Source organism: Bradyrhizobium sp. UFLA05-112, from assembly GCF_053572325.1.
The window spans coordinates 160,217-185,168 of the sequence record NZ_JBANBK010000002.1 but is presented as its reverse complement, the minus strand read 5'-3'; the positions used below and the strand labels follow the sequence as shown (position 1 = coordinate 185,168).

Annotated in this window: 28 protein-coding genes; 13 read left to right on the top strand and 15 right to left on the bottom strand. The window is 63.5% G+C overall.

What is annotated here, in order from left to right:
* Positions 1-62: 62 nt before the first annotated feature.
* Genes SO180_RS02130 through SO180_RS02120 form a run of 3 tightly spaced genes read right to left on the bottom strand, consistent with a single transcriptional unit; the run spans position 63 to position 2,101 of the window.
* Positions 63-671: a hypothetical protein gene (locus tag SO180_RS02130; RefSeq protein WP_449377190.1), complete on the bottom strand. Its 609-nt coding sequence runs from the start codon at positions 669-671 to the stop codon at positions 63-65.
* The gene (locus SO180_RS02125; RefSeq protein WP_449377189.1) at positions 664-1,335 is read right to left on the bottom strand and encodes a hypothetical protein; all 672 of its coding nucleotides are present in this window, start codon (positions 1,333-1,335) and stop codon (positions 664-666) included. Before SO180_RS02125 ends, SO180_RS02130 begins: the two co-directional genes overlap by 8 nt.
* Positions 1,325-2,101 carry a MotA/TolQ/ExbB proton channel family protein gene (locus SO180_RS02120; protein WP_449377188.1) on the bottom strand — a complete coding sequence of 259 codons (777 nt, stop codon included), beginning with the start codon at positions 2,099-2,101 and terminating at the stop codon, positions 1,325-1,327. Before SO180_RS02120 ends, SO180_RS02125 begins: the two co-directional genes overlap by 11 nt.
* 188 nt (positions 2,102-2,289) lie before the next feature.
* Between SO180_RS02120 and SO180_RS02115 the strand changes: the two genes are divergently transcribed.
* The 3 genes from SO180_RS02115 (at position 2,290) to SO180_RS02105 (ending at position 4,726) form a co-directional block, all read left to right on the top strand.
* Positions 2,290-3,666 (top strand): sensor histidine kinase, encoded by a 1,377-nt coding sequence (locus tag SO180_RS02115; protein WP_449377187.1) that lies wholly within the window; start codon positions 2,290-2,292, stop codon positions 3,664-3,666.
* A gap of 7 nt (positions 3,667-3,673) precedes the next feature.
* Positions 3,674-4,327: a response regulator gene (locus SO180_RS02110; protein WP_449377186.1), complete on the top strand. Its 654-nt coding sequence runs from the start codon at positions 3,674-3,676 to the stop codon at positions 4,325-4,327.
* 93 nt (positions 4,328-4,420) lie between these two features.
* The gene (locus SO180_RS02105; protein WP_449377185.1) at positions 4,421-4,726 is read left to right on the top strand and encodes a hypothetical protein; all 306 of its coding nucleotides are present in this window, start codon (positions 4,421-4,423) and stop codon (positions 4,724-4,726) included.
* A 47-nt stretch (positions 4,727-4,773) separates the two neighbouring features.
* Here the strand turns inward: SO180_RS02105 and SO180_RS02100 are convergent, their stop codons facing one another.
* Positions 4,774-5,358 (bottom strand): TetR/AcrR family transcriptional regulator, encoded by a 585-nt coding sequence (locus SO180_RS02100; RefSeq protein WP_449377184.1) that lies wholly within the window; start codon positions 5,356-5,358, stop codon positions 4,774-4,776.
* 521 nt (positions 5,359-5,879) lie between these two features.
* On the opposite strand from SO180_RS02100, the gene purB reads away from it, so the two are divergent.
* Both purB and SO180_RS02090 read left to right on the top strand, forming a co-directional pair.
* Complete coding sequence (gene purB / locus SO180_RS02095; protein WP_449377183.1) at positions 5,880-7,187, top strand: adenylosuccinate lyase; 1,308 nt, start codon at positions 5,880-5,882, stop codon at positions 7,185-7,187.
* Between the two features lie 171 nt (positions 7,188-7,358).
* Entirely contained in the window at positions 7,359-8,531 is a 1,173-nt protein-coding gene (locus SO180_RS02090) for a M20 aminoacylase family protein (protein ID WP_449377182.1), read from the top strand.
* 14 nt (positions 8,532-8,545) lie between these two features.
* On the opposite strand, the gene SO180_RS02085 is transcribed toward SO180_RS02090, so the two are convergent.
* Complete coding sequence (locus tag SO180_RS02085) at positions 8,546-9,043, bottom strand: YcxB family protein (protein WP_449377181.1); 498 nt, start codon at positions 9,041-9,043, stop codon at positions 8,546-8,548.
* A gap of 175 nt (positions 9,044-9,218) precedes the next feature.
* A complete protein-coding gene (locus SO180_RS02080) occupies positions 9,219-11,126 on the bottom strand; it encodes an acyl-CoA synthetase (RefSeq protein ID WP_449377180.1) in 1,908 nt (635 codons plus the stop codon).
* Positions 11,127-11,475: 349 nt separating this feature from the next.
* On the opposite strand from SO180_RS02080, the gene SO180_RS02075 reads away from it, so the two are divergent.
* Positions 11,476-11,634, top strand: coding sequence for a SecDF P1 head subdomain-containing protein (locus SO180_RS02075; RefSeq protein WP_449377179.1), 159 nt, complete (start codon positions 11,476-11,478; stop codon positions 11,632-11,634).
* A gap of 16 nt (positions 11,635-11,650) precedes the next feature.
* Here SO180_RS02075 and SO180_RS02070 read toward each other — a convergent pair whose 3' ends face one another.
* The 6 genes from SO180_RS02070 to SO180_RS02045 all read right to left on the bottom strand — a co-directional run bounded on the left by SO180_RS02070 (position 11,651) and on the right by SO180_RS02045 (position 14,627).
* Positions 11,651-11,950: a hypothetical protein gene (locus SO180_RS02070; protein ID WP_449377178.1), complete on the bottom strand. Its 300-nt coding sequence runs from the start codon at positions 11,948-11,950 to the stop codon at positions 11,651-11,653.
* Positions 11,951-11,967: 17 nt separating this feature from the next.
* Positions 11,968-12,327: a curlin gene (locus tag SO180_RS02065; protein WP_449377177.1), complete on the bottom strand. Its 360-nt coding sequence runs from the start codon at positions 12,325-12,327 to the stop codon at positions 11,968-11,970.
* A gap of 132 nt (positions 12,328-12,459) precedes the next feature.
* On the bottom strand, positions 12,460-12,870 hold the full coding sequence (locus SO180_RS02060; protein WP_449377176.1) for a curlin: 411 nt from the start codon (positions 12,868-12,870) through the stop codon (positions 12,460-12,462).
* Positions 12,871-12,915: 45 nt separating this feature from the next.
* Positions 12,916-13,308, bottom strand: a complete 393-nt coding sequence (locus SO180_RS02055) for a curlin (RefSeq protein ID WP_449377175.1) — start codon at positions 13,306-13,308, stop codon at positions 12,916-12,918.
* Positions 13,309-13,431: 123 nt separating this feature from the next.
* Complete coding sequence (locus SO180_RS02050; RefSeq protein WP_449377174.1) at positions 13,432-13,815, bottom strand: curlin subunit CsgB; 384 nt, start codon at positions 13,813-13,815, stop codon at positions 13,432-13,434.
* Positions 13,816-13,925: 110 nt separating this feature from the next.
* The gene (locus SO180_RS02045; RefSeq protein ID WP_449377173.1) at positions 13,926-14,627 is read right to left on the bottom strand and encodes a response regulator transcription factor; all 702 of its coding nucleotides are present in this window, start codon (positions 14,625-14,627) and stop codon (positions 13,926-13,928) included.
* A 659-nt stretch (positions 14,628-15,286) separates the two neighbouring features.
* Between SO180_RS02045 and SO180_RS02040 the strand changes: the two genes are divergently transcribed.
* The 4 genes from SO180_RS02040 to SO180_RS02025 are packed head-to-tail and all read left to right on the top strand — an operon-like array spanning position 15,287 to position 19,013.
* Positions 15,287-16,717, top strand: a complete 1,431-nt coding sequence (locus SO180_RS02040) for an efflux RND transporter periplasmic adaptor subunit (RefSeq protein ID WP_449377172.1) — start codon at positions 15,287-15,289, stop codon at positions 16,715-16,717.
* Positions 16,714-17,436, top strand: coding sequence for an ABC transporter ATP-binding protein (locus SO180_RS02035; protein WP_449377171.1), 723 nt, complete (start codon positions 16,714-16,716; stop codon positions 17,434-17,436). The genes SO180_RS02040 and SO180_RS02035 overlap by 4 nt, the downstream gene beginning before the upstream one ends.
* Positions 17,433-18,656: an ABC transporter permease gene (locus SO180_RS02030; RefSeq protein WP_449377170.1), complete on the top strand. Its 1,224-nt coding sequence runs from the start codon at positions 17,433-17,435 to the stop codon at positions 18,654-18,656. The genes SO180_RS02035 and SO180_RS02030 overlap by 4 nt, the downstream gene beginning before the upstream one ends.
* A 51-nt stretch (positions 18,657-18,707) precedes the next feature.
* On the top strand, positions 18,708-19,013 hold the full coding sequence (locus SO180_RS02025) for a response regulator transcription factor (protein WP_449377169.1): 306 nt from the start codon (positions 18,708-18,710) through the stop codon (positions 19,011-19,013).
* Positions 19,014-19,078: 65 nt separating this feature from the next.
* Here the strand turns inward: SO180_RS02025 and atzD are convergent, their stop codons facing one another.
* The 3 genes from atzD to SO180_RS02010 form a co-directional block, all read right to left on the bottom strand.
* On the bottom strand, positions 19,079-20,200 hold the full coding sequence (atzD, locus tag SO180_RS02020; protein WP_449377168.1) for a cyanuric acid amidohydrolase: 1,122 nt from the start codon (positions 20,198-20,200) through the stop codon (positions 19,079-19,081).
* 203 nt (positions 20,201-20,403) lie between these two features.
* On the bottom strand, positions 20,404-20,517 hold the full coding sequence (locus SO180_RS02015) for a DUF2934 domain-containing protein (protein WP_449377248.1): 114 nt from the start codon (positions 20,515-20,517) through the stop codon (positions 20,404-20,406).
* Positions 20,518-20,553: 36 nt separating this feature from the next.
* Complete coding sequence (locus tag SO180_RS02010) at positions 20,554-20,769, bottom strand: hypothetical protein (RefSeq protein WP_449377167.1); 216 nt, start codon at positions 20,767-20,769, stop codon at positions 20,554-20,556.
* A gap of 225 nt (positions 20,770-20,994) precedes the next feature.
* Here SO180_RS02010 and SO180_RS02005 point away from each other — a divergent pair, with 225 nt between their 5' ends.
* The 3 genes from SO180_RS02005 (at position 20,995) to SO180_RS01995 (ending at position 24,931) form a co-directional block, all read left to right on the top strand.
* Positions 20,995-21,801 carry a Crp/Fnr family transcriptional regulator gene (locus SO180_RS02005; RefSeq protein WP_449377166.1) on the top strand — a complete coding sequence of 269 codons (807 nt, stop codon included), beginning with the start codon at positions 20,995-20,997 and terminating at the stop codon, positions 21,799-21,801.
* Between the two features lie 191 nt (positions 21,802-21,992).
* On the top strand, positions 21,993-23,915 hold the full coding sequence (locus tag SO180_RS02000) for an adenylate/guanylate cyclase domain-containing protein (RefSeq protein ID WP_449377165.1): 1,923 nt from the start codon (positions 21,993-21,995) through the stop codon (positions 23,913-23,915).
* Positions 23,916-23,938: 23 nt separating this feature from the next.
* Positions 23,939-24,931, top strand: a complete 993-nt coding sequence (locus tag SO180_RS01995) for a phosphatase PAP2 family protein (protein ID WP_449377164.1) — start codon at positions 23,939-23,941, stop codon at positions 24,929-24,931.
* Positions 24,932-24,952: the final 21 nt, after the last annotated feature.

Sequence of the window (24,952 nt, the reverse complement as noted above, 5' to 3'; positions counted from 1 at the left end):
CGTCAACAAGATGCGCCAGCGCACGGCTGTTGACCAGCCGTTGCCGCCCAGGCGGGTGGAGCCTATTGCTCGTCCTTGGGGGGCATTCTGGGCGGCGGCAGCGGAGTGAACACTGCGCCCTGCTCGCTACCGGCCGGCGGGGCCCTGAATTCTCCAGTCGATGAATCGCCGCCGGCCGTCTCGATCACGGCCTTGGGCGTCACATATTCCCGGACCATGTCGATGATGGTGCCGTCACCTCCGCCGAAATCCGCGGCGCGCCCGCCCTGCGGGCGTCCTGCCGCGATCTCGTTCTCCGCTCCATGGGTCTTCTCGGCCAGCGTATCATTGTAGGGAACGCGGAATGCCCTCGGGATGCCGCTCGGCCGGTGGTCATCGTCGAGCTCCTCGACCCACAGATAGATCGAGCCGGGGTCACCCTCCAGCGAATGCGGCTCGACGATGCGCGCCGCCAACAGCTTGAATGATCCAGGCAGCCGGTCCGTGCTGGCCCAGCCGAGCAGCCCGCGCATGGCGCCGAAGCTGACGAGGTAGAAGACGCTGGTCACAATGACGGCCATGGCCTTCAGCGACCAGTGCAGGCGTCCATAGACCAGGACGACCAGGAGCAGTGCGCCAATCACGGCGTAAGCGACCGAAATCGTGAGTATGACGAGTTGCAGGCTAGTCACGACGCATCCTCACGCCAGTCTTGGGATCGATGTCCGCGCCGTTGCGCCAACTGCTGCGGAACGTTTCCAGCAGCGATTTCGGCCGCTGGTCGACATTGACCACCTTGCCTTCGGAATCGAGCCGGAACCGCACCGCGGTCTTTTCGTCACCGGTATGGTTGACCGTCAGCTTGTTGTCGAAGATCACCTGGGCGGTCGGGTTGAGCTTCTGCACCTTCACGTTCGCCGAGACCGGCTCGCCGGTGGTCGCCTGGAAATGCGAGACGTTAACGGTGTATTCGCCGGCGACGATGCCGCGCACGGTGACGATCTCCTCGCGGATGGGGGATGCGATCTTCTTGCCGTTGACCACGATGAAGTCGTTGGCCCCGCCGCGGTCGTCGCGGTCGAGGGTGAGAAAGCCGGCCTCGCGATGCCGGTACCAGGCGATGTTGCCGGCGGGATCCTGCACGAACAGGTCGAGATCATCAGGATGATTGTCCGGCCAGTCCAGCGTGATCATGAACTCGGCCTTGGAGTCGATCTTGCCGTCTTTAGCGTCCGGCGAGACGGCGAGAAGCGCGAGGAAGAACAGGAATGCGATCACCTGGAGCGCCTTGAACAGCATCACGCCGAGCGGATCGAACGGCTCCTCGCGCGGATAGAGCCCGAAATCATCCATCATGGCGCGTTCCCGGACGCTTGCGTTCCAGAGCCGGCGTGACGTAGGTCTCGGTCAACACGACGGCGTCGGAGAACACCCGCTGGGTCGCGGCGTCGAGCATGTAGTATTGGATACGGACCAGGATCGAGCCGACGAGGCCCGCAAGCGTCGTGTACATCGCAACCGCCATGCCGTCGCTCATCAACCCCATCGAGGACCGCATCGCAACCTTGTCGGCCGCGTCCAGTCCAGCAATCGGTGCCAGCATGATGATGAAGCCGATGATGGTGCCGAGCAGGCCGAGCTTCATCAGCGTATCCGAAACGAAGGCGCCGAACCCGTTGGAGCCGCGCAGGCGGTCGGCGAGCGTCCGCAGCAGCAGCGTCTGGTCGACCGGCCGATAGTCCTGCGCCGCGGCCTTCGTCACCAGGCTCTCGATGTGATCCCTGACGAGGCCATGTGGCAGCGATGTGGCGGCGGCATCGAGCGCCTTGCTGCCGTCCTTGGTTGACAGCATCGCACGGCAGCGCCGCGCCGCCGCCCCTTCCCGCGCGATCGCGCGGGTCCGCCAGAAGCAATGACCGCAGGTGACGACATAGAGAACCGCGATCACGCTCGAAATGTAGGTGCGGTCGGAGACCACCATCAGATGGATCAGGCCGAAGCGCCACAGCAGCACGACGGCGAAAATCGAGAGGCCCGTGAAGATCATCCAGAGCAGGAGCGCGCTCCGCTCCGACGGGTCGGCCGCAGGTGGCGCGCTCTTGCCGATGGTGATCGAACTCATGCTGTCTCGCTCCCCGGTCTGTTGGCGACCCGCCCCCGATTAGATCAAAGCCGCCCGGCGCAGTCCAAAGAGCCATGCCCAAATCGGCTTGGGAAATTTTCCCGAGCAGCATCGCCCGATGTCGGCCGCGATTGGCAAGGTGCGACGGCGTTGTTATCGTGACCCTACCAAACGTTGGGGGTGATCGCATGCGCCTCGTGCTTCAGCTCGTCGCCCGTTTGCTTGTCATCGTTGCGCTGTGCCTGACCGCCGCGACGGTCTGGGCGACTTTTGATGCCTATCGCAGCGTCGATCGCGCCACTGCCGCCTCCGCCCAGCGCGTTGCGCAAGCGCTGGAGGCGCTGTACTGGCGCGAGTTCTTGCTGCGCAGCAACAGGATGCGCGAGCATCTCGTACCGGTTCCGGACTGGCGCACGCTCGAGACGATGAAGCTGATTGCGCCGGGCGTCTGCGTGCAGTTCCAGCCCGCGGCCGCATTCGAGAAGCCGCTGTGCGGCCAGAGCCAGGGGATCGGCCGGACCCCGCCGCGCTGGTTCGCATCCCTGGTCCCGACCCTCCTCGGCAGTCATGCCGAGGTGGTGCGGCCGGTGAGCCCGCGCGCGGCCGCTGCCGGCACGGTCGTGGCGACGCCTGATCAGGCTGCGGCGATCTCACTCGCCTGGGAGTACATTCTCAACGTGATCGACGTCGCGCTCTTGATGTCGGCAGCGATTGCGCTGCTGGCCTCGCTCGCGATCGCACATACGCTTGCACCTGCCCGCTCGATCGTGACCGCCTTGCAAAGGATGGCGCGCGGGCAGTACCGCACGTCGCTGCCGCGCTTCCGCTCCATGGAGCTTGCGATGATCGGCAAGGCCGTCGGCGAGCTCGGCGGCCGGCTCGAGGAAGCGACCGAGCAACGCGCGACGCTGACCCGGCGCCTGCTCGAGATCCGCGACGACGAGCGGCGCGCGCTCGCCCGCGAGCTGCATGACGAGTTCGGGCAAAATCTGTCCGCCATCCTCGCTTTCGCCAGCACCATTGAGACTGGGACGGCGAGCGCGAAGGAGACGAATGCGAGCGGGATCGCGCAGGATGCACGCATGATCTCGCAGGCTACGCATCGCATCATGGCATCGCTCCGCGACACTCTGAAGCGGCTGCGCAATCCGTTACCGGAGGAGCTGGGGCTCGAGGCGAGCCTCGTCAATCTCGTCGATAGCTGGCGCTCGCAGATCGCAATACAGCCGACGATTCAGCTCGACCTCAAGGGCAACCTTGCGGACGTCAGCGGCACGGCGGCAACCACCGCCTACCGCGTCGCCCAGGAATGCCTGACCAATGCGCTGCGCCACAGCGCGGCGCGTGAGATCAACCTGCGGATCGAGCGGCGCGCCGGCGACGACGACGCGCTGCTGATCCGCGTCGAGGATGACGGGGGCGGCGATGCAGATCGGGTGTCACAGTCGGCCGGCTTCGGGCTGACCGGCATCCGCGAGCGCGTCGCGGCCGCCGGCGGTTCGCTGTCGATCGCGCGCGCCAATCGCGGGCTGAGCGTGGCGGCGACCATTCCGCTGGCCGCATGAGGCTGACATGACGGAGGTGGCGGCAAAGGGCGTCTCGGTGTTGCTGGTCGACGATCATCCGATCGTCCGGCAAGGCTATCGCCGCGTCCTGGAAAGCCAGGGCGATCTGCATGTCGTCGCCGAAGCCGACAATGCCGCGGACGCATACGGCGCCTTCAAGACGCATGATCCCGACGTCATCGTGCTCGACATCTCAATGCCCGGCGCGAGCGGCCTTGAAGCCATCCGCAACATCCGCGCGCGCAATCCCCGCGCGCGCATTCTCGTTTTCACCATGCACAACGAGGCCGTGCTGGTGAAAGCTGCCTTTGGCGCCGGCGCATGCGGTTTCGTCACCAAGAGCAGCGAGCCCGCCGCAGTCGTTGCAGCCGTCCGCGCGGTTGCCCGCGGCGAGCGTGCCATGAGCGACGACATCGCCCATGTTCTGGCCGAGGAGAGCCTGTCACCGACTGGCTCGGCGCTCGATCAGCTGGGTGAGCGCGAAATCGAGATTTTGCGTCAGCTCGTCAGCGGCGTTACCACCGAGCAGATCGCGGCGCATCTCAATCTCAGTGTGAAGACCGTGCAGAACTACCATTATCTGATCAAAACCAAGACGGGCGCGCGTACGGATGCGCAGCTCGTGCGGCTTGCGGCGAATTGCGGGCTGATGCGGATCTAGCAGCAATGCTGACGCATGGAGATCGTTGAGCGTCGCTCCAGCGGAACTGAGAGCACTCAGCTCCGGTTAGTAATGCAGTGGAGGAGTAACGCCATGAGTAAGGCTAATCATAAGAGAAGCGCCCATCCCCCGATCATCACCGTAGGCGAACTTATCGACGAGCTCTGCCGCCTGCCGGATACGGCTGCGGTCGGCTTTCGCTGCCCCATGCTCGAACAGGAGCTTACCTTCTACCGCCTTCGAAAGCGGTCAAGGGACGTCGTCGAAATCGAGATCAATCCATATCCGGAGAGCCCGCCGGTTGTGCCGTCGGCCGACGCCACCATCCACCCGCGGAAAAAGGCCCCTCATCCGCTTTTGCTTCGCGACGGCCCCCTCGCGCACAAGGCCAGAGGGTGAGAAGCCACGGCTCTTGTACGTCAGAATGAGAGGGTGAAGGGGCGTCCTTACGCCTTCAACCCGCGCAGCAACAGGGTCAGCGTCGCATCGACGCGGGCTGGCAGATCGGCGTCCTTCCACTCGTCGGCGTGGGCGGGATGGTGATAGCGGCTGGTCGCATCGAAGATTGCGCGCGCGGTGACATTGGTGTCGGCAACGTCGAACAGGCCTTGCTTCACGCCGTCGGACAGGATCGCCGACATCTGCTCGACGAGGCCGTCCTTGTGGCATTTCACCGCCGCGCAGGCTTCGCGCGCGAGCGTCAGATAGGTCTGGAACATCTCGGGATCGTCGCACACGCGCTCGCGCTTGGCGGCGAACAACGTCCGCAGCCAGGCCTCGAGCCGCGCCGGCGCGGGCCCCGTATCCTGCGCGATCTTGCGCAGCGGCGCATCCATGCGCTCGAGCCAGCGCTTGGCGACGGCCTCGCGCAGCGAGGCCTTGCTCGGAAAATGGCGATAGACGCTGCCATGGCTCACATCGAGCGCGCGGGCAACGTCGACCACGGTGGCCTTGGCAAGCCCATAGCGCCTGAGCACGTCCTCTGTGACTTCGAGAATGCGCTCCGGCGTCAAGACAACGGCTTCGTTCATGCCAGCACCATGTTCCCGTGAGAGGGGCCATTCACCCGGCGATCAGGCCGCATTCCGAAGCGGCCGTGCCGGTCGTTCGGAAAGCTCTTGCCTTAATGCGGCAGTTTTGCAGCCTGCGCCGCGATCTGGCGCGCCACCAGCACATTGAGCCAGTGCCCAATCTGCCCGGCGATATTGATGATTTCGGTCGTCATTGTCGTAAGTCTCCACTTCGTCCGCGACCCACCCTCTTGGTTACGGCCCATGGGTCCGTTTGTTTCGGACCCGGGCCCCGGGGGCGGAGCCGCGGGACGCCCAATCGGAGCGTCCGAACACCGATATACATGTCTTGCTGACAGATTTCAATATCTGTCATTCAGTTTTTCGTGATTGACAGGTCCACGAAAACGCCTGGCAAATCCCCCCTTTGAGGAGCCGAGCCGTTTGTTTCGCTCCCCCCGCTCTGCTAAATCGCGGCGTAAAAGACATTTTGGCCGGAGTCCGCGCCCTCGGGCGCGCCCCGCCCCACCTGGAGTCTAGCGATGATCCCCCGTTACACCCGCCCGGAAATGGCCTCGATCTGGGAGCCGCAGACGCGGTTCAAGATCTGGTTCGAGATCGAGGCGCATGCGGCGGATGCGCTCGCCGAGCTCGGCACGATCCCGAAGCAGGCCGCCAAGACGGTCTGGGACAAGGCTCGCAACGCCACCTTCGACGTCGCCCGCATCGACGAGATCGAGCGCGAAACCAAGCACGACGTCATCGCCTTCCTCACCCACCTCGCCGAGATCGTCGGCCCCGAAGCGCGGTTCGTGCACCAGGGGATGACCTCTTCCGACGTGCTCGACACCTGCCTCAACGTCCAGCTCACCCGCGCCGCCGATCTCCTGCTCGCCGATCTCGACAAGGTGCTGGCCGCGTTGAAAAAGCGCGCCTTCGAGCACAAGATGACGCCGACCATCGGCCGCTCCCACGGCATCCATGCCGAGCCAGTGACGTTCGGCCTCAAGCTCGCCTTTGCCTATGCCGAGTTCTCGCGCGCCAAGGAACGCCTGATCGCGGCGCGAAAGGAAGTCGCGACCTGCGCCATCTCGGGCGCCGTCGGCACCTTCGCCCAGATCGATCCGCGCGTCGAAGAGCACGTTGCGAAGGCCATGGGGCTGACGCCGGAGCCGATCTCGACGCAAGTGATCCCGCGCGATCGCCACGCGATGTATTTTGCGACCCTTGGCGTGATCGCCTCCTCCGTGGAGCGTCTCGCGGTGGAAATCCGCCACCTTCAGCGCACCGAAGTGCTGGAAGCCGAGGAGTTCTTCTCGGAAGGCCAGAAGGGTTCCTCCGCGATGCCGCACAAGCGCAACCCGGTGCTGTCGGAGAACCTCACCGGCCTGTCGCGCATGGTGCGCGCCTATGTGACGCCGGCGCTGGAAAACGTCGTGCTCTGGCACGAGCGCGACATCTCGCACTCCTCCGCCGAGCGCATGATGGGCCCTGATGCGACGGTCACCCTCGACTTCGCGCTGGTGCGCCTGGCCGGCCTGGTCGACAAGCTCCTTGTCTATCCCGCGAACATGCAGAAGAACCTCGACCGCCTCGGCGGCCTCGTGCATTCGCAGCGCGTGCTGCTGGCACTTACGCAGAAGGGCGCGAGCCGCGAGGATGCCTACAAGCTCGTGCAGCGCAACGCGATGCCGGTCTGGCGCGGCGAAGGCGACTTTTTGCAGCTGCTAAAGAAGGACGCCGAGGTGAAGAAATATCTCAGTGACGCCGAGATCGAGGAGCAGTTCGACCTCGGTTATCACCTCAAGCACGTCGACACGATCTTCAGGCGCGTGTTCGGGGAGAGCTGAACTCTCCCGTCATTCCGGGGCACGCCACCGGATCCGGGCGAAGCCCGGCCCGATGACAGGCTCCGCGTGAACCCGGAATCTCGCACCACAATCTCCAGATTCCGGGTTCGATGCTTCGCATCGCCCCGGAATGACGATATCCTCGGCAACCTAACAAGAAACGGAGCCCCCATGCCCGTCATCAACCGCGTCGCCGCACTCTCCGACGAAATGGCCGCCTGGCGCCATGACTTCCATGAGAACCCGGAGCTGCTCTACGAGGTGCACCGCACCGCCGGCATCGTTGCCGACAAGCTGCGCGCGTTCGGCTGCGACGAGGTGGCGACCGGCATCGGCCGCACCGGCGTGGTCGGCGTGATCCGTGGCCGCAAGAGCGGATCGGGAAGGACGATCGGCCTGCGCGCCGACATGGACGCGCTGCCGATCATGGAAACGTCGGGTGTGCCTTATGCCTCGAAAGTCCCCGGCAAGATGCACGCCTGCGGCCATGACGGGCACACTGCGATGCTGCTGGGTGCGGCAAAGTATCTCGCCGAGACGCGCAATTTCGACGGCACCGCGGTTGTGATCTTCCAGCCCGCGGAAGAAGGTGGCGGCGGCGGCAAGGCGATGGTCGACGATGGCCTGATGACCCGCTGGAACATCCAGGAGGTCTACGGCATGCACAACATGCCGGGCCTGCCGGAGGGCCATTTCGCAACGACGCCGGGCGCGATGCTCGCCTCCTCCGACAACATCCAGATCACCGTTCACGGCAAGGGCGGCCATGCCGGCGCCGGCCCGCACAAGTCGATCGACAGCGTCCTGATCGGATCGCAGATCGTCAACGCGCTGCAATCGATCGTCGCGCGCAACGTCGACCCGCTGAAATCCGCCGTCGTCTCGATCACGCAATTTCACGCCGGCACGGCGTTCAACATCATCCCGGAGGTCGCCGAGCTCAGCGGCACCGTGCGCACGCTCGATCCCGAAGTGCGCGATCTCGTCGAGCGCCGCATCGGCGAGGTCGCCGACAGCGTGGCGCGCGCCTATGGCGGATCGGCCGAGACAAAATACTCCCGCATGTATCCGGTGACGATGAACCACGCGCGCGAAGCCGGCGTTGCCGCCGAGGTCGCCCGCGAGATTGCCGGTGCCGATCGCGTCAACGAGAAATTCATTCCGATGATGGGCGCCGAGGACTTCTCCTTCATGCTGGAAGCGCGCCCCGGCGCGATGATCCTCGTCGGCATGGGCGACGGCAACGAGTGCCACCATCCTGCTTACGTCTTCAACGACAACATTCTCGGCCACGGCGCGTCCTATTGGGTGCGCCTGATCGAGAAGACGATGCCCGCGGGCTAAACCGCTCCAGCCCGTCACGCAGCTCCGGCCCGCTTGCCGGCAAACTCGACGAAGCTGCGCTCTTCGTCGTCGGAGTGGAAGGCGATGCGGGGGATGAAGACCCCCGCGGCGCGGTCCATCCAGAGAACGATGATGTTTCTGGCGACGCTCACGCCTTCGATCGCCGGCCAGTCCACGCTGAGCACGGTGCCGTTGCCGGCGTCGACGAAGCCCTGCTCGGTTACGGTGATCTCGCGATTGCCGAGAACCCAGCCGGCGTCCTTGACGTGGTGGCGAAGTCCCAGCCGCGACAGCATGCCGATGACCACGAGTGTGCTCAGGATGCCGAACAGCACGGAGGTCGTGTCGACCGATCCCGGCCACAGCGCCGAGGCGGCGATGCCAAGCAGCATCGGCAAGGCGCCGGCCGCAAGGAGCGCGAGTCGCATCCACTTTCCATAAACGCGCCCCTGCGCAAGACGCACGAATTCGGTCCAGTGCGTCAGATCGCGATGGTATTTCAGCGGCGACATCCGTTGATCCCTGAAAGAAACCGTTGCCCGCAAGGCGGGGTGCCAGGACACCATTGCCCGACAAAGGTTTCGTCGCCCGATCTCTTCCCAAGGTTCGGATAGTCGCGTCTATTGTGGAGCTCGTAAGCCCCCGGGACCTCAGCTCATTGAGGCGGCCTTCCTGGCGAGATGAAGCCTACGCGTGCACCACCTCATGCCGTATCACGAACGGGTCAAGCAGCTTGTGGACCTCGCCTGCAACCTCTTCGCGCCTGGCTTCCGGCACATTCGCAATCGTCACCGTCGCAATCGAGCCGTGGCTGCCATGCGCGCCGACCTTCACCCTGCAATCGATGCCCGTCTCCGTGAGCGGGGTGAGCACCTTGGCAAACACGCGCTGGGCCGCGTCCCAGCGCAGTTGCGGCTTGAACACCTTGCCGACGCCGGTGACGGGCATCGGATCGATCGCAATGATCTGCACGGGCACGGCGGCGCGCTCGGGCGTGCGCTCGCGTACCCAGCTCTCCAGCTCGCCCGGCTCGACCTTGACACCGGGCTTCAACTGCACGTAACCGACGGGGAGCTCGCCGGCATAGGCGTCGGGCTGGCCGACCACGGCGGCAAAGCCGACGGCCGGATGCTGGAACATGATCTCCTCGATCGGCGCGGGATCGATGTTGTGGCCGCCGCGGATCACGAGGTCCTTGGCGCGGCCGGTAATCCAGAGATGTCCGTCCGCATCAAGCCGGCCGAGATCGCCGGAATTGACCCAGACCTCGTCGACGAACGCGCCAATGTTGTGGGCATCATTGAGATAGCCGCCGAACACGCCGGGCCCGGCCATGATCACCGCACCGATCTCGTCCACGACGCAGTCGCGCTCGAGCCGTCCCTCGGCGTCGAGCTTGACGATGCGCACGCGAGCGTAAGGCATCGGCAGGCCGACCGAGCCGAGGCGGATGGGGCGGTCCGGATAGGCCATGGTATGCACGCTCGAGGTCTCGGTCATGCCGTAGACCTCGACCACCGGGAGCTTCAGCTTGTCCTGGATCGCGGAGCCGACCGCGACCGGAATCGCCGAGCCGCCGCCGGCGGTAAATTTCAGGCTCGAAATGTCGGCACCATCAGGCGGCACGCCGAGCGTCGCCGCAAGCACGGTCGGCACGCTCGACAGCGCCTCCGGCTTGAAGCGTTCGACGAGTTGCCAGATGTTCTGCACCGCATTGGGATTGCGCCAGCCGGACGGCGATAGCACCACGAGGCAGCCGCCGCCCGCAAGCGTCGTCAGCACCTGCGTCAGCGATCCCCCGACGTGAAACAGCGGCATGCCGAACAGCAGATTGCCACCCGGCTTCGACTTCAGGAGCAGGTTGAGCCCCCAGGCCTGATAAACCTGGTTAGTGTGGGTGTGGCGCACGAGCTTTGGCGTGCCGGTGGTGCCGCCGGTATGGAAATAGGCGGCGATGTCGCTGCCGGAAATCTCGCGGCCGCTGACGAGCCGGTCCGCTGGCTGCTGCTTGATAAGATCGTTGAAGGCGAAGATGCCGTTCGCGGGATCGCCGCCGCCGCCGACCTGCACGATCGCCTTGAGGCGCTTCAAGGACGGGCGGATCTGCTCGACCTTGTGCCAGATGTCGGTGCCGGGCATCGGTCCGAGCGCGACCAGGATCGTGGTGTTGGCGGCCTCCAGGATCTCCGCGATCTGATGCGGCTCCAGCAGCGGATTGACGGGATTGGCAATCCCGGTGGCCTCCGCGCCGAACAGCGTCACGAAAGCGTCAGGCAGGAGCGGCAGCATGAAGCTGATGACATCGTCTTTGCCCGCGCCCAGCGCGTGAAACATGTTGGCGGCTTGCGTGACGCGCGCGACGAAATCCCGGTGCGAGATGACCAGCGGCGTATCGGCGGGATCGGCATTGGACAGGAACTGGATCGCCGGCGCATCGGGATTCCGGGCCGCCCCGAGCCTGATCGCATCATAGGTGCTTTCGGCCGCGATGCGTTCCGCGTAAGGCACCCGCTCGAGGGCACGGACCTGCTCGTCCGTGGCCAATTCCGGATAGTCCTCGCCGATGATCCGATCGAGCGCGTGAATGCCCGCCATTCCGTCCGTCCTCCCTCATGTCTGGTGCCCGCCTGCCTTGTTTGAGTTTGCTTTCAGGCGGGGCTCGATCCGCCCGCGCGGATCAAGAGCTGACAGAATGATCGATGATTTGGCCGCCGTCCATGCCCTCCGAACGGCCAGCGCCACCGCCAGTTGTTCGATCCGCTGGCCCCTAGAGAGATGCATCTGACCGGTTTTGTTGGGCGGTCGGCATCAATGGAATGGCGGCCTGCGCCTCGGGGCTAGGGGTGATTTGGCGATTGAACCCCCTCAACCGACAGGGGGACCAAGGGACTGGGGTCGTGACTGAGATTTGGTGGCAGGCACCGTCTGCCGGAAGAGAGGACGCATGAGCATCGAAGGTGACGCCCTCGGCGACGCCGCACTGGGCTACGATTCCAGGACTCACGACCCGATCGTGAACGTCCGCTTCAACGCCCGAGGCCAGCGGCGCTTCGCCCATGTCACCGAGGAGAATGTCGGCAAGCCATTTGCCATCATGCTCTAAAGCGACGCCTCGATCTTCATTGCCCGGAGAGACTTCGCAACCATTCACGCAGATTGGGCGGAAGGTCCGCCGGATTCGTGCTCTGGGTCACGACCGTGGTGTTTCCGCCGCTCTTGCGATAGACAGTCGTGCGCCCGGGCTCTTTCTCGACCCGCACTTCGGCCTGCGCGGGATCTCCGCTTTGGGTGATCACCGTCCGGCCGTTGGCGTCGTCCACGATCGTCGTATGACCGTCCCCGTCGTTGCCTGCCGACGCCGGCCCCGTTCCGCCCGACACCATCATCACCACTCCTGCTGCAAACAGAACGAGCTTCATGCGCGTGCCTCTTGCGATCACCGCCCGAATTGGAAGATGGCGGCCCAATTGAAGCGACCGACCTGACTGACGGCGCCGGTGTTCATGTCCCCAACCTGCACGAGCAGCGTATTGGTAACATTGCCCATCTGCATGACGTTCGCCGTGTTGCTCGCGCCGAATTGACCGATCGCGGCGCTCGTCGTTCCGCCGGCCTGCATGACGTTAGCATAGTTGGTCGCACCGGTTTGGACAATCGTTGCACCGACCTGACTCGCACCGCCCAGTTCGATCACCCGCACGAAGTTGAGCTTGCTGCTGTTTTCCTCGACCACCACCGGCGTCTGATCATTGCCGAACCCGAAGACCGTCTCGATGCTGATCTTGTCGTTGGACACACCGGCCTTGATCGTGCCGGCGGACGCTGCGCTACTCGCCGCGACTGTGGCGGCGACCGCGGTCGCCGCCCAAATGTGACTTCGCCATCTCATGAAATCTTTCTCCCGACACGTCCGAACGAGGCTCGGATCTCACGGACTGGTTTGGGTGACGTTCGAGGTGTTGATTCCACCGAACTGGGCAACGACACCAGAATTCATGTTGCCCAGTTGCGAGATCGCGCTGCTGGCAGACTGACCCGACTGTCCGACGAAGGCCAGGTTGTTCGCACCGGTCTGACCGACCGACGCGGAGTTCGTTCCGCCAAATTGCAGGATGCCCGTAGCGTTGTTGGTTCCGTTCTGAGTGACGGTCGCGCTAGTCGTGCCACCAACCATGAATATGCCGGCCAAGTTGGTCTGGCTGCTCTGGTTCAAGACGACAGGCGGCCCGTTGACCGAGACGATCGTCTTGATATCGGCGCTTTGCGCCCGTGCCGGGCCGTTCACTGCGCAACAGGAGACGAGAGCTGCCATCGCAGCGACCAGAAGATGCTTGTTCATCACATGCCTCCACATTTGTGGCCGAGATCTCGGCACGACCTCTCATCACGGAGCTGCCTGCAGGACGGTGGAGCCGTTCAGGATTCCGAGTTGGCCTACGACGGCCGTGTTGTTCAAGCCGATCTGACCGATCAGGCTCGTGTTGGAGCCGCCGAACTGACCGACTGCGGCATTGTTGGTCGCGGTGGGCGTCGTGCCGCCCTGTCCAATCGTCGCCGAATTGACCGAGGTCAGTGATCCCAGCTGTACGCTCGTCGCCTGGTTGTTCGCACCGAATTGCAGCGTGGTCGCGGTATTGTTCACCGGGCCGGTCTGCGTTGTCGACGAGACATTCGTCGTTCCGAACTGCAACACGCTGGCCGTGTTGTCGGCTTTGGCTTCGACAGAGGTCAACGCACCGAGCATGACGACCGTCGCGACTAGATAGTTGATCCGCATGTGACTCCTCCGTCAGTATCAACTGATCGATCCGCTGTTTCATCAACGAGCTGATCGCAATAACTTCGAGCAAGACCTGGGCGCGCCCGCGCTGTGGCGCGCCCAGGGAGGTACGGGGCTGGCTTAGTGCTGCACGATGGTGCTGAGGTTGACGCCGCCAGAGAGCTGCCCAACGGCGGCGAAGTTGTGACCGCCGGAGAACTGGAAGATGCCGCTGGTGTTATTGTGGGTGGCAACTTGTCCGGTGACGGCTGCGTTGGCGGCGCCGATCTGGAGCACGCCGCTGGAGTTGTTGAGCGACCCACCCGGCGTGGCCGTGCCCTGCATGGTGCTCGCACCATTCAGGATGCCGATCTGAACGGTCGTCGAGCTGTCGTTCACGTGACCCTGCTGGTCCACAGAGGAGCCGTTCACGAGACCGACCTGCGCGGTGATCGCGGTATTGTCGGCGCGGGCGCCGGCGGTGAGGGCGAGCAGTGCGGCGGAGGCAAGAATCAACTTGCGCATGGAGTATCCCTTTCGTGCCAAGGTTAGCGGTGAGCGATGTCGTATGCAAAACTCTGCGACATCATGCGGGATACTGTGAACCGTCGATGCGGGGCTTGATAGACTGAGGTTCATGCTAGTCCGGACGGACTAGATGCGACGCGTGCGACTTCCACTCCATTCAATACGACGGCGCCTCGGCGTGCCGTCGCAACGTTCGGCCTGATGCTGTCGACGAGCCTCACCACCTCGATGGGTGAGCGCAGCTGCAGCTTCCGCATCATGCGCGCGCGGTGCACCTTCACCGTCACCTCGCTGACATTCAGCCTGCCCGCGATCTGCTTGGCGACCAGCCCCTCCGCCATCAGCAGCAATATGTCGCGCTCGCGCACCGTCAGCTCCTCGAAGCGCCGTCGGGCCTCGCGCACGACGAGGTCGTGCTCCAGCCGCCTGCGATCGCGCTCGACGCCGAGCCGCACCGCGTCGAGAAACTCCTGCTCACGAAACGGTTTGGGCAGGAATTCCACCGCGCCGCGCTTCATCGCTTCCACAGAGACTCGGACATCAGGATGGCCGCTGATGAATACGATCGGAACCAGGACTCCGGAGTCGGCCAGCGTTCGCTGCAGATCGAGCCCGGTCGGCGAGGTGCCGGGAAAGCGAACGTCGAGCACCAGGCACGACGGACCATCGGAGAGCTGCTCCGCCAGGAATTCGTCGGTCGAGCCGAACAGCTTCACATCAAGTCCGGCATCATGGCAGAGATCTCCAAGCAAGATCCTTATTTGCTCATCGTCGTCGATCACATAAATCGTTGCAGGACTCGTTGCCATGACTCAAAGTCTCCTCGTCCAATAACTTTTGTCGTGAGAACCGATCAGCGCCGGGTTCCCTCGCAGGCAATCAGCAAATCATCCTAGTGCAGCGGCGTGACATTGCTGTGGGCCAGTTCACACTTCCTGCGCTCCTTCCCTTCGATGCGACAGATCGATGACAACGCGCCGCATCTGCAGGCGCCGAAACGTGCGTCGCATTCGACGGCGATTATTGTTTTCGATTTTACGTGAGATCACAGCATCGTCGCTGACACGACGCAGCGCTGCTGATGCGGAAGGCCGAGCTTCCGTGCGACGAATGTGCTGAAGCCGCTGCCGTGTCGCACATGTACCCATGGTGGGTTCTCGTACACGAGCAGAAATCAGTGCGCCCTACCGGCGCAAGCCCCAACCGCACTATAGCACATCTTGCAATTAGTGATTGAAAAAGATCGATTCCAAGGTCGTGTCGAATCCCGAAGTATATCCATCATCTCAAAAGTGGCGGATCGGCGCCTCACAACTTGACGTTTGTTTCATGGAGCACACACGTCCAGGGACCTAGAACCGACGACATATTGCTGGACCGTCAAGCGAGAGCGCGGGAATTGCTACCTGTGCGTGAGGGTGCGAATTGTGCCTGACGGTCTTCTTTTTAATGAGGCCGGGGTTTCAATATGCGTTTTGTGCCAATCCTCGCTGTGTTGGGTGGCGCCTCCGCATTTGCGGCGGCTTTTGCCATCGATCCCGCCGACCTGCGCTCTTCCGCCGGCTGGATCGCAAACGAAGCCGGACGCGCCTATCACTCAACGACGCGGTCCATCCTGCCCACCATACGCGAAACCCCGACCTTCGGCTCCGACGCGCCGATGTTCCGCTACGCCTCGATCCAGCGCGGCAGCATCGAGCAGACGATCACCGTGACCGGCGCGCTTCAACCGGTGAAGACGATCGAGGTGGGCTCGCAACTGTCGGGGCAGATCTCAAAGGTCTACGTCGACTTCAACGACAATGTGCGGAAGGATCAGCCGCTGGCACAGATCGACCCGCGGAGCTTTGCGGCCAAGGTCGACGAGGCCAAGGCGGCGATCGAGATGGCGCGCGCCAATATCGAGCTGGAGCAGGCCAAGCTCGACCGCGGCAAGATCGACCTGGAGAACGCCAAGGGCACGAGGGCGGTCCTGGCGGCCAAGCTCGACAGCGCGCAGGCCGTCAAGGCCTCAGCACAGCGGACACTCCAGCGCAAATTGGCGTTGCAGTCGCAGAACGTGGTGGCGACCACGACGGTCGAGGATGCGCAGACCGATTTCACCGCGCGCCTCGCACAGGAGCGCGAGGCGGAGGTCCTCGTGACGCTGAACGCCTACGCCGTCGAAGGCGCTACCGCCGACGTGCGCCGGATCGAGGCCGAGCTCCAGCAGGCGAGGACGGCGGTGCCGGAGAAGGAGGCCATCCTCCGCGCTGCCGAGGCCGATCTCGACCGCACCATCATCCGCTCTCCGATCGACGGCGTGGTCGTCGGCCGGTTCATCAACGAGGGCCAGACGCTCGCGGTCGGCCTCGAGGCGCGAACCGCCTTTCTGGTCGCGCACCGGCTCGAGGACATGGAGATCCACGCCCAGGTCGATGAGGCGGATATCGGACGCATCGCCGCCGGCCAACGGGCGCACTTCACGGTCGATTCCTATCCCGACCGGCGCTTCGAAGCGATCGTGCGGCAGGTCCGCAAGGCGCCGCAGACGCAGCAGCACGTGGTCACCTATACCGTCGTGCTGTCGACCTCCAACCTCGACGGCGCGCTGCTTCCCGGCATGACCGCGCTCGTCAAGATCGTGGTCGACCGCCAGGACGACGTCCTGAAGATACCGGTCGCCGCGCTGCGGTTCCAGCCGGGCGGCACGCAGCCATCCACTTCCCAAAGCCGGGACGGCGTATGGTTGCGCACGCCATCGGGCTCGCTCAAGCGCATCTCGGTCACGGTCGGCACCGACGGTGCCGAGCAGGTCGCGCTCAAGAGTGGCGACCTGACGGAAGGCAGCCAGGTCGCGGTCGGTCAGGCGATCCGGCCCGCGGGGATGGAACTGCTTGGAATAAGGTTCGGATCATGACCGCTCACCCCGCACTCGTAAGCCTCAGATCGGTCTGCCGCACCTACCGCACCGACGGCATCGCGGTGACCGCGGTGCGCGACGTCAGCTTCGACATAAGGCGCGGCGAAAGTCTTGCCATCATGGGCCCGTCGGGGTCCGGCAAATCGACCCTGATGAACATGATCGGATTGCTCGATCGTCCGAGCGAGGGCGCGATCCTCCTGGAGGGCGGCGACGTCGCCGATCTGCCTGATGACCGCAGGTCCGAGCTGCGCGCGCACTCCATCGGCTTCGTGTTCCAATCCTACAATCTGCTCGCGCGACACAACGCGGTTGAGAACGTAGCGCTGCCGCTCGTCTATGGCGGCATCCGCCACAAGCAGCGGATGCTGCGCGCCGAAGAGTGCCTCGAGGCGGTCGGCATGCTGCACCGAGCGCGGCATTTTCCGCGGCAACTGTCCGGCGGTGAGCAGCAGCGCGTAGCGATCGCGCGGGCGCTCGTCGCCTCACCGGCGATCGTACTCGCGGACGAACCGACCGGCGCGCTGGACAGCCGGACCGGCGCCGAGATTCTGGCGCTGTTCGACGCACTCCACGACGGCGGCCAGACCATCGTGATGATCACCCACGACTCCAGCGTGGCCGCGCGCTGCGAACGAACCATTCGCCTGCATGACGGCGAGGTTGTCGCGGATGAGGTGCGTGATCCAGTGCCGAGCAAGGTCTGGGCATCATGACAGCATATCAGGCCCTTCAGACCGCCCTTCACGCGCTGCGCCTGAACCCGCTGCGCAGCATCCTTACCATTCTTGGTATCGTGATCGGCGTGGCCTCGATCGTCACCGTCTTCGCCATCGGCAAGGGCGCGCAGCTTCGCGTCGAGGAGCAGATCCGTTCGATCGGCTCCAACGTGCTGATGATCATGCCGGGCGCTATTCAACAGGGCGCCGTTCGCATGAAGGCCGGCACCAAGCTGACGATGACCGAAGGCGACGTGCAGGCGATCCTCGATCAGATTCCGGAGATCCAGACCGCGGCCGGTTCGGTTGCAGGCACCGCGCAGGTCATCCGGGAAGCCAAGAACTGGAACACCACGATCAACGGCACCACCACTTCGCACTTCATGGTGCGCGACTGGCAATTGTCATCCGGTCGATACTTCTCCGCGGCCGAGGAAGCGAACGCCGCGAAGGTCGTCATTCTCGGCAGTGCCGCCGCCAAAGAGCTGTTCGCGCCGGGCGACGATCCGATCGGCGCTCAAGTCCGAATCATGCAGGTCCCGCTCGAAGTCATCGGCGTGCTCGATCCCAAGGGGCCGTCGCAGGACGATGTCGCCTTCGTGCCATTGACCACCGCCAAGCTGCGCTTTCTCGGCAGTGCGAGCGGTATCAACCGGGACGCCATCGCCTATATCCTCGTCAAGGTCGCCTCCGATACCCAGATGGCGGGCGCGACCAGCGAGATCGAAGGCCTGCTGCGGCAACGGCACAGGATTCCCGCAGGCCAGGCCGACGATTTCAAGGTGCAGGATCCCGCGGCCGCAATGGAGGCGCAACAAGGTGCCATCCGCACCGTGGCGCTGCTGCTGTTCGCGATCGCCTCGGTCTCGCTCCTCGTCGGCGGCATCAGTATCATGAACGTCATGATCGTTTCCGTCACCGAACGCACCCGCGAGATCGGAATTCGCCGCGCGCTCGGCGGCCGGATGCGCGATATTCGTTTGCAATTTCTTTGTGAAGCCCTCGTTCTTTGTCTTCTTGGCGGCGCCATCGGCGTCGTCGGCGGCGTCACGCTGTCGATGACGGTGGCGCGAATAGCCGGCTGGGTCACTGCGATCGACATGCAGTCGATCGGCCTCGCCGTTGGATTTTCAGCCGTGACCGGTGTGATCTTCGGGTTCTATCCCGCCCACATGGCTTCCAAGCTCAGTCCGATCGAAGCGCTCAAGGTGGAGTGAGAAAAATGCCGGGATGGTCACATCAACCTTCATGCCAGGGAGGAATTGGTCATGAATACAAGCGTACCGATCACACCTACACCGCGTGAGCGCGAGCTCATGATGCTGATTGCTCGCGGCATGCAGAACAAGAACATCGCCTACGAGCTCAAGATCTCCGAAAATACGGTTCGCGCGCATATCGGCAACATCATGCGCAAATACCGCCTTCAGAACCGGACCCAGATTGCCATCATCTTCGCGCTTCACGCGGCTTCGCCATCACTGCGCAGCGACCTCGTGAGTGGCTCCGGTCCGACGCTCAATTCGGCTGCCGTGTCGATCCACCTTCGCAGCGTGAACAGCGCCGCGAAGTGAACGAGCTACCTTGGCCGCCGTCCGGCCGAACACCGACCAGCACGGGGATACTCGCTCCGCCCCGCTCAATCGGAATCGTCAGCGACCCGCACGATGGCGGCAACAGGGCCGCCGCCCGGAGGCCCCTGATGCTCGGCCCCGCCGGAGACGTAGACGGCGCCGCTTCCTGCAAGACCGCCGATCAGGCCGCCAACTGCGGCGCGGGCATGCCGTGTCGCGCTGATGTCGGTATCTTCCAGCATCGTGTGGCGAAAGCCGCGGACGCTGCCGTTCGGCGAGGCCTCCGCCTTGGCGAAGATATTGACGAGCTCGCGGCCCGTATCCGTCGTCGATCCCGCCTTTAGCCCCACGCTTACGAGCGCCTCGATCACGGCAGCGGCATCGATGGCGTCACGCATGACGGCATGGCCGATCTCGAACGGGCTTGCCGAAGACGCGGAGTTGCCGAGCACGATGACGACGTTGTGCATCAATTCGATCCCCGCCGAGGTCGAGGCCACCGACGAAAACAGCTCGAACCGCCGTAGCACGTCCTCGTCGCGGATCCCGTCCTCGATCTCGCCCAGCGCCACCGCGACGCCAAGCGCGGAGGCGCCGCGCGAATAAGCCATCGAGCTGTAGGCACTTGTCGTCACGGTTGTGCTGCCGCGCGCGGAGGCCGCCTCGACGCGCTCGCTGGTCAGCAGCGGGCATTTGATCTGGACGAAATGCACGTCTCTCGGCTCCGTGATACCCGCATCCGCCATGGCTGACACCACCGCTTTGGCCGTTTCCCCGATCTGCGGGTTGCGGCCGAGCTCCTCGGGGAGGAAATCACGGGTCTGTGCCATGCCGATGCTGAGCCGCTTTCCGGCAAGAGCAGCCGGCCTCGGCGCGATGCTTTGGCGCGTGAAGACGGTGATGTGCGGGCTCAGCACGCCTTCGGTGCCGCCGGACATCACGAAGGCGATGCGCTGCTCGACCTGATGAGACTCCAGCCCAACATGCGGCGCCAGCGCTGTGCAGAGCGCCGCCACGGCATATTCGCGCGTAAAGTCGTTGACGCCGCCATTGCCCTCGGTCTTGCCCAGGATCGCGAGGATCGCCTTCGGATCGATCTCGCCCTGCCCGATCATTTCCAAAAGGCCTGCAACGTCGCCCGGCCCTTTGGTGGCAATGCGAACGACGCCGACCGATGTTGTGCGCATGCCATCCCCCTCGCGGTGCGGCGATGCAGCAGCCAGCCGCGCAACGAGCATAATGGTCGGGACGGGGATTTCCAGACTGCAAAATTTGCTGTCGCATTCGCCAGGCCGTCATCCAACCGCTGCACAGAATTGCAGCACACGGCGCTGACGACTACTCCAGTTGTAAGACGGCCGCGCAGGCAAGTTGGCAGGCCTCGGTCCGGTCATTTCCTCCGGACCATCGTCGGCCTCGCGCGCTCAGTGCGATGCCAGAACTGGCCGGCGCGGCCCTCCGGCCGCCCGGCTTCTTCCCAGAGATGGTGGTCACGTGCGCGAATCTGCGCGTCGGTCGGGCATCACGAGCTTCCCGGCGGTCAACCGGTCCCCGTGATCTGCCGCTCCAGGCGCCGCCCCGCGCGAAACTCATCCAGATGATGGATATTGGGCGCGAACGCCGCCTCCCTGGACAGGAGATGATAGACGCGCGCGACGGTTCGCTGCTTGCGCTTTGCCGGTCCCGCCGGCAAGGCACGCGCCTTGCGGGTGGCCGCAATCGCGTGCTCACGAAAATAGTCGCAAGAATCGGACATGACGGCTCACCGGACATTGCTTTCGGTGCTAACGGCCTCGAATGGGGTCCGTTCCTCCCCTCCCCGTCAGACCGACTTTTCGGGTCCGACGAGGGGACGATTGCCGAAACCGGCGCGCGGGCTAGAATTGGCCGCTTGCATCGAATCCGCCGGTCACCTTACTCAAACGATCGATTTCGATTGTCCGTATCCTAAAAGCACCGTCGGCTTGAGGCGTGAGGAAATATGATGGCGTCCAGCGCAGATATCTCGTCGATTTTGAACCGCATTCTCGATACGGCCGCGGACAATCTCAGGGTCGCGAAGATCCTGATGCAAATGGGCCTCGATCCCAATAACATCACCTACGACGCCCTGTTCAACCGCCTGCTGGAAATCTTCCTGGCCAACATCACGTTGGCCAATCTGTTCGCCGTCGTCGGCGCGGTCTTCTTCGTCGCGACGCTTCTGATGCAGACCATGGTGCCGCTGCGGGTCGCCAACATGATCGGCTGCGCGTTGTTCGCTATCTACGGCTTGCTGTCGGGCAATACCTCGACCTTTCTGCTGTATCTTCTCTTGGTCCCGATCAACGGCGTTCGCCTCCGCCAGATGCTCAAGCTCGTGAAGAAGGCGCGCCACGCGACGCAGGGCGACATGTCGATGGAATGGCTGAAGCCTTTCATGACCGAGCGCAAATACCGCCATGGCGACACCCTCTTCAAGATCCACGACCCCGCCAACGAGATGTTCCTGACAGTGACTGGAAAGTTTCTGGTCAAGGAGATCAACATCGAGATCCCGCCTGGCCGCCTCATGGGTGAGCTCGGCTTCCTGACGCCGAACAACCAGCGCACCGGAACGGTGGAGTGCATCGAGGACGGCCAGGTGCTGACCATCACTTATGAACGACTGCTCGAGATCTACTTCCAGGACCCGCAATTCGGCTATTACTTCCTGGTCCTCGCCAGCCAGCGCCTGCTCGAAAACATCTCGCGCTTGCAGGAACAGCTCAAGGCGGAGCGAGCGACGACCACGAACCGGATCGCGTGACTCAGGTGAGCGGCGGCAAGGCCGCCGCACCCTACGATTCGCACCTGACGGCACCGGTCCCGATTTGAACCGGTTCGTCTATTGTCTGGCCCGAATATACGATTGTGGCACGACGCTGCCGGCGCCGATCAAGATGCCAATGACATGGGTAGTGTCATGATGCCTCCTGCGCTCCCTCCGCGGGCAAGCGATTGAACGAGCGGCACGGCCGGCACAGGTCAACCGAGCCGTGCATGCCCACAGCATTTCCCTTCCAACCGCTTTTTGCTACAGTCCTTGAGCCTCGCTACGCGATCGGGGCCTGTATGAAAGTTGTTGCGCCTGTGATGATCAGAGTCGACAACACGTTCAATGAAGACGGCTCGGACAAGGGCCGGCCAAAGAGACGTATCGCTGCCACGGTCTTCATCGACGTTGTCGGCTATTCCCGCCTCATGGGAAGGGACGAGGCCGGTACCCATCGACGATGGATGTCGATGCGAGCCGACGTCATCGAGCCTCGCGTTGCAGAGCATGGTGGGGAGGTCATCAAGAGCACCGGTGACGGCTTGCTTCTTGAATTTGGAAGTCCGGTCAACGCGGTCGGCTTTGCGCTCGACACGCAACGCGATCTGGCCGCAACGTCACTTGACCCCACCGAAGATCTGCAGTTGCGCATGTCCGCAAATTTCGGGGATATCATCGCCGAAAGCGATGACATTTACGGCGACGGGGTCAACATCGCGGCCCGCCTCCAAGAATTCGCCGCCCCCGGCGGCGTTGTCATTTCGGGGACCATCCATGATCAGGTCAAGGAGCAGCTGGAATACCAGGCCGCGGATCTCGGATTCCTGACTCTCAAGAACATCGAGCGGCGCATCCGCGCGTTCAAGATCGCGCATCGAGAATTGCGGGCTCCGACAGTCTCGATTTCCCATGGGCACAAGCCGTCAGTAGCGGTCCTGCCGTTGCACATGCTCGGTCTTGATGCAGAGGATGCTTATCTCGCACAGGGCATCACCCATGACATCGTTGCCTCGCTGGCGGGAATTCGCGAGCTGTTCGTCGTCTCGAGCACGTCCACGCTCGGCTTTACGGATCCGACCGCCGATCCGGCCGCCATCTGCAGCCGACTGGGCGTGAGGTATCTCGTCACGGGCACGCTCAGAAGGCACGGCGAGTTGCTGCGAATGCGAGCCCAGCTCATCGATGTCGACACGCGCTCCGTACTGTGGACAAACCAATATGAGTCGTCGATCACCCAGTTGTTCGACGTGCAGGAGACGATTGCGACGGGCATCGCCTACGCTCTGCTTCCGCACATTCATATCTCGGAGCTTAAGCGTGCCGAGCGCAAGGCACCGCAGAGTATGAACGCCTACGACCTTGTTCTCCAGGGCATGTATCGTTTGTATCGTCTCGGTCACGACGAAATGCTTGCGGCACGAATGCTGTTCGAGAAGGCCCTGGAGCATGATCCGGAATATGCGACCGCCTACGCCCTGATGGCCAAGTGGTACATCCTGCACATTGGCGAAGGGCATACCACGGATTTCAAAGCCGATTCCCGCGAGGCCTTGCGCCTCGCGTCACGCGCGCTCGAGTTCGAACCGTCGGACCCATTGGCACTCGCGATATTCGGGCACGTCCATTCCTTTCTGTTCGGCTCCTACGATCGCGCTCTCGATGCCTTCGATCGCGCCATCGGCGGAACGCCCAATTCGGCGATCGCCTGGTCGCTGAGCGCCTCGACATATTGCTATCTTGGCGATGGACCGCGTGCGGTCGCACGCGCTTCCTACGGAATATCGCTGTCGCCGCTGGACCCGTATGCCTATTTCTATCAATCGGCGCTCACCAACGCGCATTACACCAATGAGACTTTTGACGAGGCCGTGCACTGGGGCACGAAGGTCATGGCGGCAGCCCCGCAATTTGTCGCAAATTTGCGACTTCTTGTGGCGAGTCTTGTCGCAGCGGGGTCGCTCGATCAGGCACGTGAGGTCGGCGCCAGGCTCCTCAACATCGACCCAGCGTTTTCGGTGGAGAAGTTTATTAGTTGGTACCCGATCAAGCAGCCGGAGCGGCGCGCACTGATGGCCGAGCGATTCATCAAGGCCGGATTGCCCCGCTAGCGCGCCTGACGAAGCGCGTCCTGGTGCTTGATCGCTTCCCAGCGACGGTCAACGTATTCGGCAGAACAACCCTGGAGGAGGACGACATGGGAATGGGTATGGGAATGGGAATGGGCATGGGTATGGGAATGGGTATGGGCATGGGCATGGGTATGGGGATGGGCATGGCGTTCGGCGCCACGCCGCCCGAACTCGGCTTCCGACCCCTGACCCTGCAATTCGACCTTGGGCCTAACGTCGATCCGAGCTTTCCGGAAGATTTGCTGCCCAAAGAAGCCTGGCAGAACAGAGTTGGACCGTGGGACCCGGATGTCCTGTCGTTGCTCTACCTGACCGAGTTCGTCGATGCGACCAACTGGAAGTCTATCGCCCTGCCCGCGGACCTCCTCGGTTGGCAGCCGTCGAACGCGACGACTTTCGAAGCCTTCGTCAAGGCGGAAATTACCCAGCTTCAGCTGCTCATGCAGACCGACCGCGAACGCTACATGGGCGAGATCGTGGCGCAGCATGATAACGCGCCCGGTTACTGGGTGAGCCTGATGGCCGTCAACGGACATCAGCATCTCCTGACCCTGGTGGTCATGAATCTCGCGGTACGGATCGGGCAGATCGTGGCGGCCTATTACAAGAAGCGATACCTGCGCCCGAGGCCATCATACGTCTGCCCGGGCCTCTTGCCGTCGTTTGGTCCGCCTGCGCACGCCTCGTTTCCAAGCGGCCATTCGCTGCAAAGTTGGCTGTTGTCGGGGCTCCTTGCAAAGATAGCGCCCGATTATCAGTATCAGCTCGACTGGCTGGCCGCGCGGGTTGCACTCAACCGCGAGCGAGCGGGCGTGCACTATGCGAGCGACAGCGCTGCAGGCAAATATATTGCCTCCGCGTGCATCGACCTGATCGACAATTATTGCGATGACATCCAGGATCTGATCGGGAAAGCCCGTGACGAATGGAACGCTTCGATCGCGTCGGGAACGAGCGACACGCTGCCTGGTTTCCCTCCTGCTCCGGGACCATGATCGCGTATCGCGGCGAGAACG

Coding starts and splice junctions, on each gene's coding strand:
- SO180_RS02125 (WP_449377189.1), bottom strand. CDS start 1,335: ATGATGGATGATTTCGGGCTCTATCCGCGCGAGGAGCCGTTCGATCCG.
- SO180_RS02120 (WP_449377188.1), bottom strand. CDS start 2,101: ATGAGTTCGATCACCATCGGCAAGAGCGCGCCACCTGCGGCCGACCCG.
- SO180_RS02115 (WP_449377187.1), top strand. CDS start 2,290: ATGCGCCTCGTGCTTCAGCTCGTCGCCCGTTTGCTTGTCATCGTTGCG.
- SO180_RS02110 (WP_449377186.1), top strand. CDS start 3,674: ATGACGGAGGTGGCGGCAAAGGGCGTCTCGGTGTTGCTGGTCGACGAT.
- SO180_RS02105 (WP_449377185.1), top strand. CDS start 4,421: ATGAGTAAGGCTAATCATAAGAGAAGCGCCCATCCCCCGATCATCACC.
- SO180_RS02100 (WP_449377184.1), bottom strand. CDS start 5,358: ATGAACGAAGCCGTTGTCTTGACGCCGGAGCGCATTCTCGAAGTCACA.
- purB (WP_449377183.1), top strand. CDS start 5,880: ATGATCCCCCGTTACACCCGCCCGGAAATGGCCTCGATCTGGGAGCCG.
- SO180_RS02090 (WP_449377182.1), top strand. CDS start 7,359: ATGCCCGTCATCAACCGCGTCGCCGCACTCTCCGACGAAATGGCCGCC.
- SO180_RS02085 (WP_449377181.1), bottom strand. CDS start 9,043: ATGTCGCCGCTGAAATACCATCGCGATCTGACGCACTGGACCGAATTC.
- SO180_RS02080 (WP_449377180.1), bottom strand. CDS start 11,126: ATGGCGGGCATTCACGCGCTCGATCGGATCATCGGCGAGGACTATCCG.
- SO180_RS02075 (WP_449377179.1), top strand. CDS start 11,476: ATGAGCATCGAAGGTGACGCCCTCGGCGACGCCGCACTGGGCTACGAT.
- SO180_RS02070 (WP_449377178.1), bottom strand. CDS start 11,950: ATGAAGCTCGTTCTGTTTGCAGCAGGAGTGGTGATGATGGTGTCGGGC.
- SO180_RS02060 (WP_449377176.1), bottom strand. CDS start 12,870: ATGAACAAGCATCTTCTGGTCGCTGCGATGGCAGCTCTCGTCTCCTGT.
- SO180_RS02055 (WP_449377175.1), bottom strand. CDS start 13,308: ATGCGGATCAACTATCTAGTCGCGACGGTCGTCATGCTCGGTGCGTTG.
- SO180_RS02050 (WP_449377174.1), bottom strand. CDS start 13,815: ATGCGCAAGTTGATTCTTGCCTCCGCCGCACTGCTCGCCCTCACCGCC.
- SO180_RS02045 (WP_449377173.1), bottom strand. CDS start 14,627: ATGGCAACGAGTCCTGCAACGATTTATGTGATCGACGACGATGAGCAA.
- SO180_RS02040 (WP_449377172.1), top strand. CDS start 15,287: ATGCGTTTTGTGCCAATCCTCGCTGTGTTGGGTGGCGCCTCCGCATTT.
- SO180_RS02035 (WP_449377171.1), top strand. CDS start 16,714: ATGACCGCTCACCCCGCACTCGTAAGCCTCAGATCGGTCTGCCGCACC.
- SO180_RS02030 (WP_449377170.1), top strand. CDS start 17,433: ATGACAGCATATCAGGCCCTTCAGACCGCCCTTCACGCGCTGCGCCTG.
- SO180_RS02025 (WP_449377169.1), top strand. CDS start 18,708: ATGAATACAAGCGTACCGATCACACCTACACCGCGTGAGCGCGAGCTC.
- atzD (WP_449377168.1), bottom strand. CDS start 20,200: ATGCGCACAACATCGGTCGGCGTCGTTCGCATTGCCACCAAAGGGCCG.
- SO180_RS02010 (WP_449377167.1), bottom strand. CDS start 20,769: ATGTCCGATTCTTGCGACTATTTTCGTGAGCACGCGATTGCGGCCACC.
- SO180_RS02005 (WP_449377166.1), top strand. CDS start 20,995: ATGATGGCGTCCAGCGCAGATATCTCGTCGATTTTGAACCGCATTCTC.